This is a genomic window from Pantoea sp. LMR881 (assembly GCF_027157825.1).
Taxonomy (GTDB): domain Bacteria; phylum Pseudomonadota; class Gammaproteobacteria; order Enterobacterales; family Enterobacteriaceae; genus Pantoea; species Pantoea haifensis.
In genome coordinates, this window is record NZ_JAPVOK010000002.1 from 2823104 (window position 1) to 2840097 (window position 16994).

General features: G+C 51.5%; 10 protein-coding genes, 1 tRNA gene and 4 pseudogenes. 8 read left to right on the forward strand and 7 right to left on the reverse strand.

The window, feature by feature from the left end; genetic code table 11:
* Positions 1–3: 3 nt before the first annotated feature.
* Positions 4–2397, reverse strand: a pseudogene (gene malP, locus O3W44_RS15160) (maltodextrin phosphorylase).
* A 353-nt stretch (positions 2398–2750) separates the two neighbouring features.
* Here malP and malT point away from each other — a divergent pair.
* The 3 genes from malT to O3W44_RS15175 all read left to right on the forward strand — a co-directional run bounded on the left by malT (position 2751) and on the right by O3W44_RS15175 (position 6594).
* Positions 2751–5453 carry an HTH-type transcriptional regulator MalT gene (gene malT, locus O3W44_RS15165; RefSeq protein WP_269293708.1) on the forward strand — a complete coding sequence of 901 codons (2703 nt, stop codon included), beginning with the start codon at positions 2751–2753 and terminating at the stop codon, positions 5451–5453.
* Positions 5454–5586: 133 nt separating this feature from the next.
* Positions 5587–5793 (forward strand): hypothetical protein, encoded by a 207-nt coding sequence (locus tag O3W44_RS15170; protein WP_269293709.1) that lies wholly within the window; start codon positions 5587–5589, stop codon positions 5791–5793.
* 9 nt (positions 5794–5802) lie between these two features.
* Positions 5803–6594, forward strand: a complete 792-nt coding sequence (locus O3W44_RS15175) for a hypothetical protein (protein WP_269293710.1) — start codon at positions 5803–5805, stop codon at positions 6592–6594.
* 276 nt (positions 6595–6870) lie between these two features.
* Here the strand turns inward: O3W44_RS15175 and O3W44_RS15180 are convergent.
* Both O3W44_RS15180 and O3W44_RS15185 read right to left on the reverse strand, forming a co-directional pair.
* A tRNA-Ile gene (locus O3W44_RS15180) sits at positions 6871–6946 on the reverse strand.
* 240 nt (positions 6947–7186) lie between these two features.
* Positions 7187–7982: pseudogene (locus O3W44_RS15185) on the reverse strand (SDR family NAD(P)-dependent oxidoreductase).
* 139 nt (positions 7983–8121) lie between these two features.
* Here O3W44_RS15185 and O3W44_RS15190 point away from each other — a divergent pair.
* Entirely contained in the window at positions 8122–8709 is a 588-nt protein-coding gene (locus O3W44_RS15190) for a TetR/AcrR family transcriptional regulator (protein WP_269294451.1), read from the forward strand.
* The gene (mug, locus tag O3W44_RS15195; RefSeq protein ID WP_269293711.1) at positions 8706–9224 is read left to right on the forward strand and encodes a G/U mismatch-specific DNA glycosylase; all 519 of its coding nucleotides are present in this window, start codon (positions 8706–8708) and stop codon (positions 9222–9224) included. Before O3W44_RS15190 ends, mug begins: the two co-directional genes overlap by 4 nt.
* 54 nt (positions 9225–9278) lie before the next feature.
* On the opposite strand, the gene rpoD is transcribed toward mug, so the two are convergent.
* From rpoD to rpsU, 3 genes and pseudogenes are all read right to left on the reverse strand, one after another.
* Positions 9279–11123 (reverse strand): RNA polymerase sigma factor RpoD, encoded by a 1845-nt coding sequence (rpoD, locus tag O3W44_RS15200; RefSeq protein ID WP_269293712.1) that lies wholly within the window; start codon positions 11121–11123, stop codon positions 9279–9281.
* A gap of 376 nt (positions 11124–11499) precedes the next feature.
* Positions 11500–13244: pseudogene (gene dnaG, locus O3W44_RS15205) on the reverse strand (DNA primase).
* A 118-nt stretch (positions 13245–13362) separates the two neighbouring features.
* Positions 13363–13578: a 30S ribosomal protein S21 gene (gene rpsU, locus O3W44_RS15210; RefSeq protein WP_001144069.1), complete on the reverse strand. Its 216-nt coding sequence runs from the start codon at positions 13576–13578 to the stop codon at positions 13363–13365.
* Positions 13579–13858: 280 nt separating this feature from the next.
* Here rpsU and tsaD point away from each other — a divergent pair, with 280 nt between their 5' ends.
* The gene (gene tsaD / locus O3W44_RS15215) at positions 13859–14872 is read left to right on the forward strand and encodes a tRNA (adenosine(37)-N6)-threonylcarbamoyltransferase complex transferase subunit TsaD (protein ID WP_269293713.1); all 1014 of its coding nucleotides are present in this window, start codon (positions 13859–13861) and stop codon (positions 14870–14872) included.
* A 28-nt stretch (positions 14873–14900) separates the two neighbouring features.
* On the opposite strand, the pseudogene plsY reads toward tsaD, so the two are convergent.
* A pseudogene (gene plsY, locus O3W44_RS15220) lies at positions 14901–15505 on the reverse strand (glycerol-3-phosphate 1-O-acyltransferase PlsY).
* Positions 15506–15613: 108 nt separating this feature from the next.
* Between plsY and folB the strand changes: the two are divergent.
* Complete coding sequence (folB, locus tag O3W44_RS15225) at positions 15614–15973, forward strand: bifunctional dihydroneopterin aldolase/7,8-dihydroneopterin epimerase (protein WP_269293714.1); 360 nt, start codon at positions 15614–15616, stop codon at positions 15971–15973.
* A 193-nt stretch (positions 15974–16166) separates the two neighbouring features.
* On the forward strand, positions 16167–16985 hold the full coding sequence (gene bacA / locus O3W44_RS15230) for an undecaprenyl-diphosphate phosphatase (RefSeq protein WP_269293715.1): 819 nt from the start codon (positions 16167–16169) through the stop codon (positions 16983–16985).
* Positions 16986–16994: the final 9 nt, after the last annotated feature.

Below are 16994 nucleotides of genomic sequence, written 5' to 3' on the forward strand. Positions count from 1 at the left end.
TCCTCAGCGCGCTGCCTGCCAGATACGTTGCTGATAGTCGCGAATAGCGCGATCGGAACTAAACATGCCGCAACGTGCGGTATTCAGGATCGCGGCGCGTGTCCAGGCTTCTTCATCGCTCCACAGGGCTTCGGCCTGCGCTTGCGCCTCTAAATAGGGCCGGAAATCAGCCAGCACCAGATAGGGATCACCCCTTTGGGGCCAAGGCTGTGCAGCAATGCGTCGAACGCGGTGGTGTCGCCGTCACTGAATGTGCCATCCTCCAGCGCCTGAAGCACCTGATGCAGCTGCTTGTCTTTTTGCGCCACGCCAGCGGCGCATAGCCGTCGGCTTTCAGCGCACAGACTTGCTCCACGGTATGACCAAAAATAAAGATATTTTCGCTGCCCACCTGCCCGGCAATCTCAACGTTTGCGCCGTCCAGTGTGCCGATGGTCAGTGCACCATTCAGCGCCAGCTTCATGTTGCCCGTGCCAGAGGCTTCTTTACCGGCGGTAGATATTTGTTCAGAAAGATCGGCTGCCGGGATCAGCCGTTCAGCCACGGAGACGTTGTAGTCAGGCACAAAAACGACTTTTAAACGATCGCCTACGCGCGGATCCTGGTTAATGGTTTCTGCCACCTTGTTGATCGCATAAATAATGTTTTTAGCCAGCGAGTAGCCCGGCGCCGCTTTAGCGCCGAAGATCACGACGCGCGGCACGCGGTTAGCCTGCGGATCGCTGACGAGAGTTTGCCACAGCGCGATAATATGCAGCAGCGTCAGGTGCTGACGCTTGTACTCATGCAGGCGCTTAATCTGCACATCAAACAACGCACTGGGATCGATATGAATGCCGGTGCGCGTGGCAACCCAGCGCGCCAGCTCAAGCTTATTGTGTTGCTTAATCGCCCGATACTCAGCGCGGAACGCGGCATCGTCGGCGTACTGCTCCAGCTCCTGCAGCGCATCCAGGTTGTTCAGCCAGGGTTTCTGTAAGGTTTTATCGATTAACGCTGCCAGGGCTGGATTACACTGATTAATCCAGCGACGTGGCGTAATACCGTTAGTGACGTTATGAAACTTCTGCGGCCAAAGCTGATGATATTCAGGGAAGAGATCCTGCACCACCAGTCTGGAGTGCAGCGCAGCCACACCGTTAACCGCAAAACCCGCGGTAACGCACAGGTTCGCCATGCGTAACTGATGGTTATGCACCAGCGCCAGTTTGGCCCATTTCGCCTCATCGCCCGGCCATTCTGCCACCACCTGCTGTTTTAGCTGCGCATTCAGGAGATTAATAATCATCATGTGGCGCGGCAACAGGCTGCGTACCATGCGCACATCCCAACACTCCAGCGCCTCTGGCATCAGCGTATGGTTGGTGTAAGCGAAGGTGCGTTGGGTGATTTGCCAGGCCTTTTCCCAGCTCATGTCGTGCTCATCAATCAGCAGGCGCAGCAGCTCAGGAATGGCCAGCGTCGGATGAGTATCATTTAGCTGGATCACTTCGTGGTCGGGCAGGGTCTCAATGGTGCGTCCGGCCTGATGATGACGGCGCAGAATATCGGCTAATGCGCAGGCACACTGAAAATATTGCTGCATCAGACGCAGCTTTTTACCCGCCTGGTGGTTGTCGTTGGGGTAGAGTACTTTAGTGAGTTTTTCAGCATCAATGCCTTGCTGTTCAGCACGCAGGAAATCCCCGTCATTAAAACGATCGAGATTAAACGGCTGCGCATGTCTGGCCTGCCAGAGACGCAGCGGCTGAGTCACGCCATTTTGATAGCCGACCACCGGCAGATCCCAGGCTTCCCCTGTAAAATAAAAGCGGGCTGCCAGCGTGAGCGGCCCTCTTCATTGAACACTTTGCCGCCGAGGCCCACCTGCACATTTAACGCGGCATTGTGGTTAAACCACGGATAAGATTCGCGCTGCCAGTTATCAGGTGTTTCGTGCTGCGCACCCTCAACGAAACGCTGCCGGAACAGGCCATATTGATAATTGAGACCGTAGCCGGTTGCGGGCTGACCCACGGTTGCCATCGAATCGAGAAAGCAGGCTGCCAGACGACCAAGCCCGCCATTACCGAGCGCGGGATCGGTTTCACGCTCCAGCACCTCGCTCAGTGTCACATCCCAGGTGGCGAGCGCATCGTTAACCGCGTTATACCAGCCAAGATTGAGCAAATTATTGCCGGTCAGGCGGCCAGTCAAAAATTCCATTGAAAGGTAATTGACGTGCCGCAGCGGCGCAGTTGCTGGCGCGACAGGTTGCGCTGCCAGCATATCGGCCAACGCGCCGCTGATTGCCTGCCACCACTGCGATTGCGTCATTTCACGCGCATCGCGCAAGCCAAAGCGTTGCCACTGACGCGTCAGGGCATCGTTAAAGCGTGGAAGATTGAATTCTGTCATTGAAATATTTCCTGTCAGAGCGGTAATCGGATAGCGATCCAGTTTGCCCGTCCAGGTGCTGGCTCTCTTCATCCCGTCGCTAATTTCACCAGGAGGAGGAGCAGGGTGGAGAACGTTAAAGTTTTTCTGAAAGCGGCGCAGGAATGTGATTACGTCGAGCTTTGTAAGGATTGCTTCATGGGTTCGCTTGCTTTCGGCGCGTGAATGTCTGAAGTTGTGTGAATATTAATTACGAAGCGTAAAAAAATGATGCGCGATGCCCAAACAATTCGCGTTGCGATAAGCAAGCGCAGCCAACGTATTTGCAGCATGAAAGCACAGAGGTATAACCCTTTCTGGAGATACGAACGCCTATGTTAATACCCTCCAAACTCAGCCGCCCCGTGCGCCTTGATGGTACCGTTGTACGTGAACGCTTGTTACAGAAGCTGACTGTATCCGGTAACTACCGGTTGGTGTTAGTCACCAGTCCGGCGGGCTATGGTAAAACCACGCTGGTATCACAATGGGCAGCGGGCAAGACAAATTTGGGTTGGTATTCACTCGACGAAGGGGATAATCAGCCTGAACGCTTTGCTGATTACCTGATTGCCGCTATACAGCAGGCCAGCAATGGCGGGTGTGTACGTAGCGAAGCCCTGGCGCAGAAACGTCAATATGTCAGTTTGTCCGCGCTTTTTTCCCAACTGTTCGTTGAGCTGGCGGAGTGGAAGCTACCGCTCTGGCTGATTATTGACGATTACCATCTCATCAGTAATCCCGCGATTCATGAAGCGATGCGCTTTTTTTTACGCCATCAACCGGAAAACATCACGCTCATTTTACTGTCGCGTAATCTGCCGCAATTAGGCATTGCCAACTTGCGCGTGCGCGAACAGTTGATTGAGCTGGGCAGCCAGCAGCTGGCATTTACGCATCAGGAAGCAAAACTGTTTTTCGATCATCGTCTGGCTTCACCACTGGAAACAGAAGAGAGCGGCCGCCTGTGCGACGACGTCGCGGGCTGGGTAACGGCGCTTCAGCTGATTGCGCTCTCTGCACGCCAGGGTGCCACTTCAGCCCAGCACTCAGCGCGCCGGCTTTCCGGTATTAACGCCAGCCATCTTTCTGATTATCTGGTGGAAGAAGTGCTGGATAACGTCGATTTGCCGACGCGCCATTTCCTGTTAAAAAGTGCGCTGTTGCGATCAATGAACGACGCGCTAATCACCTGTGTTACCCGTGAAGAGAACGGGCAAATGCGGCTGGAAGAGATCGAACGCCAGGGGCTGTTTTTACAGCGCATGGACGATTCAGGTCGCTGGTTCAGCTATCACCCGCTTTTTGGCAATTTTTTGCGTCTGCGTTGCCAGTGGGAGTTGGCGGCAGAGTTGCCCGCCATACACCGTGCGGCAGCAGAAAGCTGGATGGCGCAAGGGTTTCCCGGTGAGGCGATTCACCATGCGCTCGCCTCCGGCGATGCTCTGATGTTACGGGATGTGCTGCTAAAACATGCGTGGACGTTGTTCAATCAGAGCGAACTGGTGCTGTTAGAGGCCTCACTTAAGGCGCTGCCGTGGGAGACATTAGTCGAGAATTCCCGACTGGTGTTGCTACAGGCCTGGCTGATGCAGAGCCAGCATCGCTATTCTGAAGTAAACAATTTGCTGATGCGATTTGAACAGGCGTGTCGCTGCGATATTGATGAGGCGCTGCACGGGGAGTTTAATGCGCTGCGTGCGCAGGTGGCGATTAACGATGGTGACACCGAAGAGGCGGAGCGACTGGCCAGAGTGGCGCTTGATACCCTGCCGACTCACTGTTACTACAGCCGCATTGTTGCGACTTCGGTACACGGTGAAGTGATGCACTGCAAAGGCGATTTGGCCAATTCCCTGCAGCTGATGCGTCAAACCGAACAGATGGCACGCTGCAACGAAGCCTGGCATTACGCGCTCTGGAGCCTGATTCAGCAGAGTGAAATTCTTTTCGCTCAGGGTTTTTTACAAGCGGCGTACGAGACGCAGGATCGGGCGTTTTTGCTGGTTAAAGAGCAGCATTTAGCGCAGTTTCCGCTGCATGAATTTTTGCTGCGTATTCGCGCACAGCTGTTGTGGGCCTGGGGCAGGCTCGACGAAGCGGAGCAGGCGGCACGTGAAGGCATGCGCGTGTTAGCGGGTTATCAGCCGCAGCAGCAGATTCAGTGTCTCGGGCTGCTGGTGCAGTGTTCTTTGGCGCGCGGCAATCTGGATAATGCTCGCAGCTTCCTGAGTCGACTGGAAAATTTGTTAAACAACGGCAGTTGGCACAGCGACTGGATCGCAAATGCCGACAAGGTGCGCATTATCTACTGGCAGATGACTGGCGATGCACAAAGTGCTGCTAACTGGATGCGGCAAACAGCCAAACCCGCCTTCGCTAACAACCATTTTCTGCAAGGGCAGTGGCGCAATATTGCGCGTGCGCAGATTTTGCTTGGCGATCTCAACCAGGCGGAAGTGGTGCTGGAAGAATTGAATGACAATGCCAGGGCGCTGCGACTGATGAGTGATCTAAACCGCAACCTGCTTTTGTTAAATCAAATCTACTGGCAAACCGATCGCAAAGCAGAGGCGCAACGCACGCTTATTGAGGCGTTGAAGCTGGGACGCAGCACCGGTTTTATTTCACATTTTGTCATTGAAGGCGAGATGATGGCGCAGCAGCTGCGTCAGCTTATCCAGATTAATATTCTGAGCGAGCTGGATAACCACCGGGCCCAGCGCATCCTGCGTGAAATTAACAAACATCACCGTCACAAGTTTGCGCATTTCGACGAAGGTTTCGTTAATCGCCTGATTAATCATCCTGATGTGCCAGAACTGATTCGCACCAGTCCACTAACCCAGCGCGAATGGCAGGTGCTGGGGCTGATCTACTCGGGTTACAGCAACGACCAGATCGCTGGTGAGCTGGCGGTAGCGGCAACCACCATCAAAACGCACATTCGCAACCTTTACCAAAAGCTGGGCGTGACACATCGTGCCGCAGCAATGAATCAGGCGCAATCACTGTTGAGGATGATGGGATATGTTTGAGTGTTGTCTCTCAACGTTGCCGTTTGTCAGCCATACTTGACTAGATAATGCGCGACAATCGCGTTTGTCTGTGTTTATATACAGCTTATTTACAGTCTGACAGTCAGTCGGTAAAGGTGAGTCAGGAGGAGAGATGACACGACTTTTCCAACGTAGTGTGAAGCATGTTTTAGCTGTGCCAGGTAAATTCATGCAGCAAATGGTACAAAAAAACATTCAGCAGTCTGATAGCAGTAAAATTACTACCGATGCGAATGGCGCCGCCACGTTAAACATGAGCAACAAACAAGTTCGTGAATCTATGCGCGCACGTATGGAAGAATTAGCGTCAAAAGGCTAAGGAAACGGCATGGGACCTTTAGTGATCATGGTCGTGTTGGTCTGTGGATTCTGGTATACAGAAAATCATTACCCCTCCCGCATACGTCAGGAACGCACAGATGGCTGGAACGCCTACTTTTATGTTGCGATGCATGGATGTAAGTTTGCTGTTCAGGGGTTCCTGCTGGGCATCGTTATTTTCATTTTCTTGTTTTTCCTGAGCGGCATTATAAATTTATTAGGTTTTATCTGGCCCAGATTGCACTCAGATATACATCTGTGGCTTTTGAATGAAAAAATAATGTCTTATCCTATCTTTGTCTGGATCTCTTTATTACTCGCAGTCTTTATCGCTTATGAAGCAGGGAATAAAGCCAGAAAAGAGTTAGAAGATGAAAATAAAAGACAGGCGATGTATCGGGAGATGGCTGCGCAGGATGGGATTGAATCCTTGCTTGTTCAGGCTATTGACGAAGATAAGCTTATTTTTGTCACGCTAAAGTCCAGAAAAGTCTACATAGGCTATGTTGCCGCGCCTCGCATTGAAAATTCCCATACTCAACATCTCGCAATCATTCCATATATTAGCGGTTATCGAGATAAAGATACGCTCAGGTATCATGAGCAACACCGTTATTATGAACTCTATTTAAGCGCAAATATTACACCTGACTCAATCCCTTTAAATTTACAGCATTTCAGACACGTTATCCCTATGGAAGAAGTTGAAGCAATATCGTTATTCGATACGGCAACATATAAAACATTTGATCGCTTTTCTGATGGGGATGAGGATGTTGTTTATCATAAAGAACACTGAAAAAGCGCGGACGAGTGATTTTTGTTGATGTTTATGTTGTTAACCAGTTAGTTGTTTAAATGAATGAGAAGAGCAATGAGGCAGAATTAAATGCACTTAACGCTTCTCTTTTAAAATTATTTAGGTTGTGACTAATTTATCTGTTAAGAATAACAATAATCTATTGCTGTTTAATCTGTTAAAAAGTAAGAAGCTTTCCATTGGAGGGCGAAAAAATTCTTGTGAAAGGAAAAAGCAAAAAGACCCAGCCAGTTTCCTGTCTGAGTCTTGCAAATTTGGTGGCCCCTGCTGGTTTTGAACCAGCGACCAAGCGATTATGAGTCGCCTGCTCTAACCACTGAGCTAAGGGGCCAGCGGAGCGGGGATTATAAAGTATCTAAGCAAGGCGATCCAGCATTCAGCTGCTGGTTGCTGAAATAATCAGCATTCGCTGAGCCTTTGATTTAGCTCATAATATCCTGAATTCTTTCCGATTAGCCTTACCGGTTGCTTTGGATTATCTTCTGATACTGCAAGGCAGCAGGGATTGTCATCCCTGACCAACGCGCCTGATGCAGCCACCCCGTAAACTTTTTCTCCGCTTATCGCCTGCTCAACGATAACGCGAAGCTGATTGATTACGTGACAAGAACGGCAGCATGGCACCGCGTGCACGGTCATATTCTTGCCACAGCGCCAAATCTTCCAGCGCCGGAAGGGTCACGGCTTCGCCAGCCTCAAGACCGACAAGTGCCGCATCAACCATCTCATCAACATCCATCAACATCTCAGCGGGAATTTGGTTAATTGGTGTGCCTGAACGATCAAAAATCTCTGTTCGCGTTGCGCCGGGCAGCACTGCCTGTACCTGCACGCCGCTTTCAGCCAGTTCACGCTGCATAGCGCGGGTCAGTGTCAGTACATAAGATTTTGTCGCGTTGTAAGCACCGTTGAAGTTCTCATGAATCAGCGACAGCACGGAGGCGATATTAATAATCGTCCCTTTGCCACGCGCCTTAAAAAGCTTGCCCGGCAATATGTGCAAGGCGCGTAGGTGCCAGAATATTTAATGCCAGCATTGTGTTAATGCGTTCGATATCGGCACTCAGGAATTCACCCGCCACGCTCATGCCAGCATTATTCAGCAACAGAGTAATATGCTGATTGTTGATTATCTCATCTTCTACGCGCTGCAGGTCGTCAGCGTGGGTTAAATCCGCCCTTAAAACTTTTACCTGCACGCCATATTGTTGGATGAGCGAGGCCGCCAGTGCCTCAAGACGTGTCTGATCGCGCGCCACTAAAATCAGATCGTAACCGCGGGCTGCCAGTCGTTTAGCGTAAGTTGCACCGATACCGCCAGAGGCGCCAGTGATCAAAGCCAGGTCTGATGTTGATGCGATTGCCATAATTTACTCCTCATATGATGATTGTCATAATTACAGTAAATATGACGGTCATCATATTCTTCGTCAAGCTGGTATATGATGGTCATAATAATTATTATGACTGGCAGAACGAGTGCAAAGCAAAAGCAGTGGTAATGATATGGAAAAACTGACGCACAAAGCGCGCACGCGCCAGCGCATCCTTGATGAAGCGGCGCGTGTGATGCGCGAAAACGGCACAGAAAGCATTGGCGTTGCAGCATTGATGAAGCGGGTAGGGTTAACGCACGGTGGCTTTTATGCGCACTTTCATTCGCGTGATGACCTGGTACAGGAAGTCATGAAACAGATGTTTGCTGATTCAGCGCAACGGCCTGCACCGGGTGCGCAGGAAGAGCAACCGGCACAGCGACTGGCAACTTTTATTGATTACTACCTCTCCGAGACGCACCGTAACAGGCCAGCGGAAGGGTGTCCGTTGCCTGCACTGGTGAGTGAAGTAGCCCATCTGCCGCTGGCAGCGCGTGAGATATTTGCCGAAGGAATAGACTCAGTGCAGACACGGCTGTTGCGTCCGTTAAGCGACTTAGGTCATGCGCAGCCAGAAGCGTTGGCAACCAGCATGTTGGCGGAAATGGTTGGCGCGCTGGCGTTAGCGCGTGCCTGTCCTGATGATCAACGCGCCAGTCAAATGCTGGCGCTGAGTCGCCATGCGTTGAAGGTCCGTGCAGGTCTGGAGGCGAAATGAGCGAACACAACATCAGCGATATTATCGCAACCGATCTTAACGTGTTGTTCTGCGGTATCAATCCTGGCTACTCGACGGCACATTCCGGTTATCACTTTGCGCACCCCGGCAATCGCTTCTGGCGCGTCATTCATCTGGCAGGATTTACGCATCAACAGCTGAAACCAGAGGATGAGCATAAGCTGCTGGAAACCGGTTGCGGTATCACGATGCTGGTTGAGCGTCCTACAGTGCAGGCAAATCAGCTGGCAGCGGCAGAATTACGTGAAGGCGGACAACGCCTGATGAAAAAAGTGCTGCACTACCAGCCAAAAGCGTTAGCCATACTGGGTAAGGATGCCTTTAAGCGTGCTTTTCAGCAAAGTAAAGTGGAGTGGGGCGCACAGCCGACTTTCATGGGGAAAACGCAGGTATGGGTATTACCAAACCCCAGCGGTCTGAACCGGGCATCGTTAGCAGAGATAGTCGAGGCGTATCAGCAATTGCAGGAAGCTGTAATGAAACGCAGTGACTGAAATATCACCGTGGCAGAAATAAAAAACCCCGGCTTGCCGGGGTTTTTATCTGACTTAATCGTCGAGGAAGCTACGCAACACTTCCGAACGGCTCGGATGGCGCAGTTTACGCAGTGCTTTGGCCTCGATCTGACGAATACGCTCGCGCGTTACGTCAAACTGTTTGCCCACTTCTTCCAGCGTGTGGTCAGTGTTCATATCGATACCGAAGCGCATACGCAGCACTTTCGCTTCACGCGCGGTCAGACCAGCCAGCACGTCATGCGTGGCAGAACGCAGGCTTTCTGACGTCGCTGAGTCCAGCGGCAGCTCCAGCGTGGTGTCTTCGATAAAATCGCCCAGATGTGAATCTTCATCATCACCAATCGGCGTCTCCATTGAGATCGGCTCTTTAGCGATTTTTAACACTTTGCGAATTTTATCTTCTGGCATCAGCATGCGTTCAGCCAGCTCTTCTGGCGTCGGCTCGCGGCCCATCTCTTGCAGCATCTGGCGAGAAATACGGTTGAGCTTGTTAATCGTCTCAATCATATGCACCGGAATACGGATGGTACGCGCCTGGTCAGCGATAGAACGGGTAATTGCCTGACGAATCCACCATGTTGCATAAGTTGAGAACTTATAACCACGGCGATATTCAAACTTATCAACCGCTTTCATCAGGCCGATGTTACCTTCCTGAATCAGATCCAGGAACTGCAAGCCACGGTTGGTGTATTTCTTGGCGATTGAGATCACCAGACGCAAGTTGGCTTCCACCATCTCTTTCTTCGCGCGACGCGCTTTGGCTTCACCAATCGACATGCGACGGTTGATATCTTTCACCTGTTCAATGGTCAGACCGGTTTCTTCTTCGATCTGTGCCAGTTTTTGCAGGGAGCGCATCACGTCATCCTGCACTTCCAGCAGCTTTTCCGACCAGGGTTTGTTCATTGCCAGCGCCGCTTTGAACCAGCTCTCGTTGGTTTCGTTGCCGGTGAACAGCGTGATAAAGTTTTTCTTCGGCATTTTGCACAGTTCAATACACAGCTTCATGATCAAACGTTCCTGAGTACGGACACGTTCCATCATTTCACGCATATTGTTTACCAGGTAATCGAACTGCTTCGGTACCAGGCGGAACTGTTTAAAGACGTCAGAAAGATTCTGGATTTCGGCAATGGCGTCAGCGTGGCTGCGGCCTTTGCTTTTGATCACGGTACGCGTGACTTCATACTGCGCGCGCAGGTCAGAGAATTTTTCACGCGCCAGTTCAGGATCAATAGAGTTATCGTCTTCTGAACTGTCGTCATCGTTCTCTTCATCGTCATCATCATCGTCGTTACGATCTTCTTCAGACAACTCAGAACCCACGTGTGTTGCGGTCGGCGCTAAATCTTCTTCTGCGTTGGGATCGACGAAACCGGTGATCAGATCCGACAGACGTGATTCGCCTGCTTCAACTTTGTCATACTGATCCAGCAGATAAGTAATCGCTTCTGGATATTCAGCAACAGAGCATTGAACCTGGTTGATGCCGTCTTCGATACGTTTCGCGATGTCGATTTCGCCTTCACGTGTCAGAAGTTCAACGGTACCCATTTCACGCATGTACATGCGGACCGGGTCAGTGGTACGGCCAATTTCAGATTCAACGCTGGACAATACCTGAGCGGCGGCTTCCGCGGCATCTTCGTCAGTATCGGAGCTGTTTTCGTTCAGCATCAGATCGTCGGCATCCGGGGCTTCTTCAACCACCTGGATGCCCATGTCGTTAATCATCTGGATGATGTCTTCGATCTGATCGGAGTCGACGATATCTTCCGGCAGATGGTCATTGACCTCAGCATAGGTCAGATAGCCTTGCTCCTTACCACGGGTGACAAGAAGCTTAAGCTGTGACTGCGGGTTTTGCTCCATAAGACGGTATCCACACTTCTGTTAATTAGATTGGTGTCGGTCGGCAGCGAGCCAACAATAGCAGTGAAGGCGTTGTATTCTTGCCGCTGCCCTCGTCGCGGCGTGGGCTTTGCCCATCATTAATCGGCACTTAAGCCGCAAACTTTTACTATCCGGGTCTGGCTTACTCGCCATTTTCAACTCCGGCAGTGCGCGTAATCCTCACGTACTTTAGTACGCTCCGGTACTTTGCGCTGGCGGTGACGAAACTGGCTTCGACGCTGATGACCCTGGAACGGTATTCATGTTGGGTTCTAAAACCCTAAATTGTAAGTAAGCCTGTAAATCATGCCGGCCCGCTTTTTAATGGTTCCGAAAAGCAGGCCAGGTAAAAGTGTTATTTTTTCGCCAGCGCCTGGCTTAATGTCCAGAACTCGCGGCGTTCCTCGGCGCTTAACCCTTGAGTACGATCCCGTGCGATTAACGCTTCAAGACGCTGTTCAAGCGCGGAGTCGTAAATACTGGCCAGCGAATCCTGAAATACGGCTTCCGCTTCCTCATCTACTATCATGTGGTTCCAGATCGCCAGGGTTTCAAGAGTCTGACTAAAATTTGTTCCGCGATATAACTCTAGTAGCTGGCCGGTGGTCAAGCCAGGATTCTCGTTACATCTGCTGACCAGTTCAATAAACAGCGGTAAACCCGCCATCTTTGACTCTGAAAGACCATCCAGTGATGGCACCAGGGCAGCCAGTTGCGGATTCTGTATCAGTAACGCCACTAATACGCGCATGGTGGTGCGCTTTAGCGGCGGCGCAACCGGTGCCGTTCCGCTTGCAGCCTGCCTGGGCATCAACTTTTCAAGCTGATTGTCATCCAGGATACCCAGCTTATTGCCGAGCGACTGGCGCAGATAAATGCGCAGGGTTTCACCTGGAATCTGCGTAATCAAAGGCAGCGCCAGCGTACTCAGGCGCGCTTTACCGTCGCGTGAACTGAGGTCAACCTGCGGCAGCAACGTATCAAACAAAAGGAGGAGAGCGGCATTGCCTGCTCCATCCGCGCTTCAAACGCCTCTTTGCCCTCTTTGCGTATCAGCGTGTCGGGATCCTCGCCGTCAGGCAAGAACATAAAGCGTAGCTGACGACCATCATTCATGTAAGGCAGAGCGGTTTCAAGCGCGCGCCATGCCGCTTCGCGACCAGCGCGATCGCCGTCATAACAGCAAATAACGTTGTCGGTGCTGCGAAACAGCAACTGAATGTGTTCCGCTGTGGTTGACGTCCCGAGCGATGCAACGGCGTAATCAACACCAAACTGCGCCAGCGCAACCACATCCATATAACCTTCAACTACCAGTAAGCGGGCAGGTTCAGGATGATTTTTCAGTGCTTCGTACAGGCCATAAAGCTGACGGCCTTTGTGAAAAATCGGTGTTTCCGGCGAGTTAAGGTATTTAGGCGTTTCGTTGCCTAATACACGTCCGCCAAAACCAATAACGCGGCCTCGCTTATCGCGAATCGGGAACATAACGCGCTCGCGAAAGCGGTCATAGCTGCGCCCTTTGTCATTGGTGACTAACATGCCCGCTTCCATCAACGATTCACGATCGTCTGGCTGCGTACCGAAGCGTTTGAGAACGTTGTCCCAACCGGCTGGCGCATAACCAATCGCAAAGTGATTGATGATGTCGGCGCTCAGGCCACGACGATCAAGATAGTCGCGGGCGGGTTGTGCAGTGGATTGCTGCAGGCTTTGCTGATAAAAGCCGTTCAGATTATCCATGAGCTGATACAGACTCTGGCGCTGATGGCGTTCCATCTGCGTGGGGCCATTGCCGGCTTCATAGGGCACTTCTAAGCCGTGGGAGGTGGCCAACTCTTCAATACTTTCAACAAACTCAAGACGATCGTAGTTCATTAAAAAATCGATAGCGTTGCCGTGGGCACCACAGCCGAAACAGTGATAAAACTGTTTCTCACCGTTTACGGTAAAAGAGGGCGTTTTCTCATTATGAAAAGGACAACACGCATGGAAATTCTTACCCTGCTTTTTCAGCTTAACGCGGGCATCGATAAGATCCACGATGTCCGTGCGGGCAAGTAAATCATTAATAAATACGCGTGGAATTCGTCCAGCCATATGCCCCGGTTTTTCAGCTCATAAACGGCAACAAGCCGCGCTTCCTTTCGGAAAGCACGGCCTTTTACTTGACTCTGTCTGCGTGTATCACGCGGTGGAGGAGAACCTCCAGAAGAACTTAGTACAGACGAGTGCGGCGTGCGTTTTCGCGAGCCAGTTTCTTGGCGTGACGCTTAACAGCAGACGCTTTAGCGCGCTTACGTTCGGTAGTCGGTTTTTCATAGAACTCACGACGACGAACTTCAGCCAGAACGCCTGCTTTCTCGCAGGAACGCTTAAAGCGACGCAGTGCTACGTCGAACGGCTCGTTTTCACGTACTTTAATTACCGGCATGTAACTCTCACCTCAATAAAATTCGGTTTTTGCTGCTGACTGCGGCGCCAGCACATTTCAAAATGGTGCAGCATTTTACTCCAACACGAGCTGGTTTGTAAAGCACCATGGATAATTTGAAACCAACAGGAGCGTTTGCCTTTGCGGCTGCCGGTTTTTTTTCAGGGGCGGGAGTATAGCGCACTCTTTAGGCGACAGAAAATCACTTTTTGCAAGCAACCATCGCCCTTACTGCACATTTGCTGTGCTAAACTGCGCGCCGCAAGAAAGAGGTGATGCAATGCGAATTCTGGGTATTGAAACGTCGTGCGATGAAACCGGCATCGCAATCTATGATGACGAGGCCGGACTGCTGGCTAATCAGCTTTATAGCCAGGTAAAACTGCACGCCGATTACGGCGGCGTGGTGCCCGAGCTGGCGTCACGCGATCATGTGCGTAAAACCGTGCCACTGATTCAGGCGGCGCTGCAGCAAGCAAATTTACAGCCACAGCAAATTGATGCGGTTGCGTATACCGCAGGGCCGGGTTTAGTGGGGGCATTGCTGGTGGGAGCGACTATTGGTCGTGCACTGGCCTTTGCCTGGAAAGTACCGGCGGTGCCGGTTCATCATATGGAAGGCCACTTACTGGCACCTATGCTGGAAGATAATCCGCCAGAATTTCCTTTCGTTGCTCTGCTGGTTTCCGGTGGTCACACGCAGCTGATTAGCGTAACCGGAATTGGCGAATATGAACTGCTGGGCGAATCGATTGATGATGCCGCCGGTGAGGCATTTGATAAAACGGCTAAGCTGTTGGGGCTGGATTATCCCGGTGGCCCGATGCTGTCGAAAATGGCGCAGCAGGGCACGGCTGGACGTTTTACATTTCCGCGTCCCATGACCGATCGCCCTGGACTGGATTTCAGCTTTTCTGGCCTGAAAACCTTCGCCGCTAACACGATTCGTGGCAACAGTGACGACGATCAAACACGCGCTGACATTGCACGTGCCTTTGAAGATGCCGTGGTCGATACGCTGGCGATCAAGTGTAAACGTGCGCTAGATCAGACGGGTTTCAAACGGTTAGTGATTGCTGGCGGCGTCAGTGCAAACCGCACCTTGCGTGAGCAGATGGCTAAAATAATGCAGGCGCGTGGCGGTGAGGTGTTTTACGCACGTCCTGAGTTTTGTACTGATAACGGCGCGATGATTGCCTATGCAGGTATGGTTCGCCTGAAAGGCGGAACGCGCGGAGAACTAGGCGTCAGTGTTCGGCCACGCTGGCCACTGGCGGAGTTGCCCGCTATCTGATACGAAAAAAGCCGGCTGGCCGGCTTTTTTATTTTTCACGCTTTTTCTTACGCTTCCAGATTTTGCTTTCCTGTCCACGCCATAAACGTTGAATGTTGTCATGATGACGCAACAATATCAGACAAGAGAGCATCGAAACCGGGAAAGTAAACTGCGGTTTAAACCACCAGACGTAAAAGGTGCAATCAGTGCACTGACAATCGCGCCCAGTGATGAATAGCCGCTCAACAGAACGGTCAGCAGCCAGGTGCCGGTCATCAGCCCGGTCAAATCCCAGCCAATCGGTGCAATGGCACCAAACGCCGTCGCCACGCCTTTACCGCCACGAAAACGAAAGAAGACGGGATAAATGTGGCCGAGGCAGGCCGCAATCGCCGTTAAGCCGAGGTAGAGCGGGGAAACGTGCAGCAAATAGGCCAGCCAGACTGGCACCATGCCTTTCAACACGTCAAAAACTAAAACGCAAATTGCTGCGGCTTTACCGCCAACGCGAAGCACATTGGTTGCGCCGGGGTTTCCAGAGCCGTGGGTGCGAGGGTCGGGCAGGCCGGCGAGTTTGCAAACCAGAATCGCACTGGAAATTGAGCCGCAAAGATACGCGAAAATAATCATACCAAGCGCGATAGCACTCATAACACGGTACCGTTTCCTTTAGGGTCGTTTTGTTCTCTTCAACCGTGGATAATACGCATAATCCGCCGGAAGTGGTATCCGGCTTAGCCAAAAACAGAGACTGACATCATGGATATCGTATTTATAGAACAACTCACGGTGTTCACCACCATTGGCGTTTACGACTGGGAGCAGGGCATTCAGCAGAAGCTGGTGCTCGATGTCGAAATGGCCTGGGATAACCGACAGGCGGCCAGCAGTGACGATGTAAAAGATTGTCTGAGCTATGCCGATGTGTCGGAAGCTATCCTGACGCACTTAACCGGCAGCCGTTTTGCCCTGGTTGAGCGTGTGGCTGAAGAAATCGCGGATCTGTTGATGAACCGTTTCAATTCGCCTGGTGTACGTATAAAGGTAGCAAAACCGGGGGCTGTGGCGCAGGCAGCGCAGGTTGGCGTGCGAATTGAGCGCGGGACTATTCCTAAATAACCGCGACGTGATTGCCATCACAATGAAACCAAACCAAATTACTGTTTGTCATAGCAGGTGCCGTTTCGTTCTTTAACGCAAAATGGTTCAAAACCTTCAGGTTTTATTCAGGCGAATGCAGATATGTTTTCAGGCGATAGCACTTGCGCTACCGCCTTTTTAACGGTTTTAACACGGACAGAGGGAAATTTTGATGGCAGATATTCATCAGCTTTGGGTAGCTGCAATCCTGGGCGTTGTAGAAGGGTTGACTGAGTTCTTACCAGTCTCTTCTACCGGGCACATGATTATAGTGGGGCACCTGCTGGGATTTGAAGGCGAAAAGGCAGAAACCTTTGAAGTGGTTATTCAGTTAGGTTCTATTTTGGCGGTGGTCGTGATGTTCTGGCGCCGTTTATTTGGTTTGATCGGTATTCACTTCGGTGAAGTGAAGCATGAAGGTGTAGGCCGTGGCCATTTAACGTTAATCCATATCCTGCTGGGCATGATTCCGGCAGTGGTGGTGGGACTGGTGCTGCACGATCAGATCAAAACGCTGTTTAACCCTATCAACGTTATGTATGCGTTAGTGGTGGGCGGTGTGCTGCTGCTGGCGGCAGAATATCTCAAGCCTAAGTTACCTAAAGCCATGGGGCTTGATGACATCACGTATCGTCAGGCGTTTATGATTGGTTGCTTCCAGTGTCTGGCACTGTGGCCGGGCTTTTCTCGTTCAGGCGCGACCATTTCCGGTGGAATGCTGATGGGTGTGAGCCGTTATGCTGCGTCTGAATTTTCATTCATTCTCGCGGTGCCGATGATGATGGGCGCAACCGGGCTGGATCTGTACAAAAGTATCGACTTCCTGACAATGGATGATTTACCGATGTTCGCCGTCGGCTTCATTACCGCTTTCGTCGTCGCGATGATTGCCATCAAAGTTTTCCTTGAGCTGATCAAACGTATCTCTTTCGTTTCGTTTGCTATCTACCGCTTTATCGTCGCCGCAGCGGTTTACATGGTGTTCATGTAAACCCCTTCG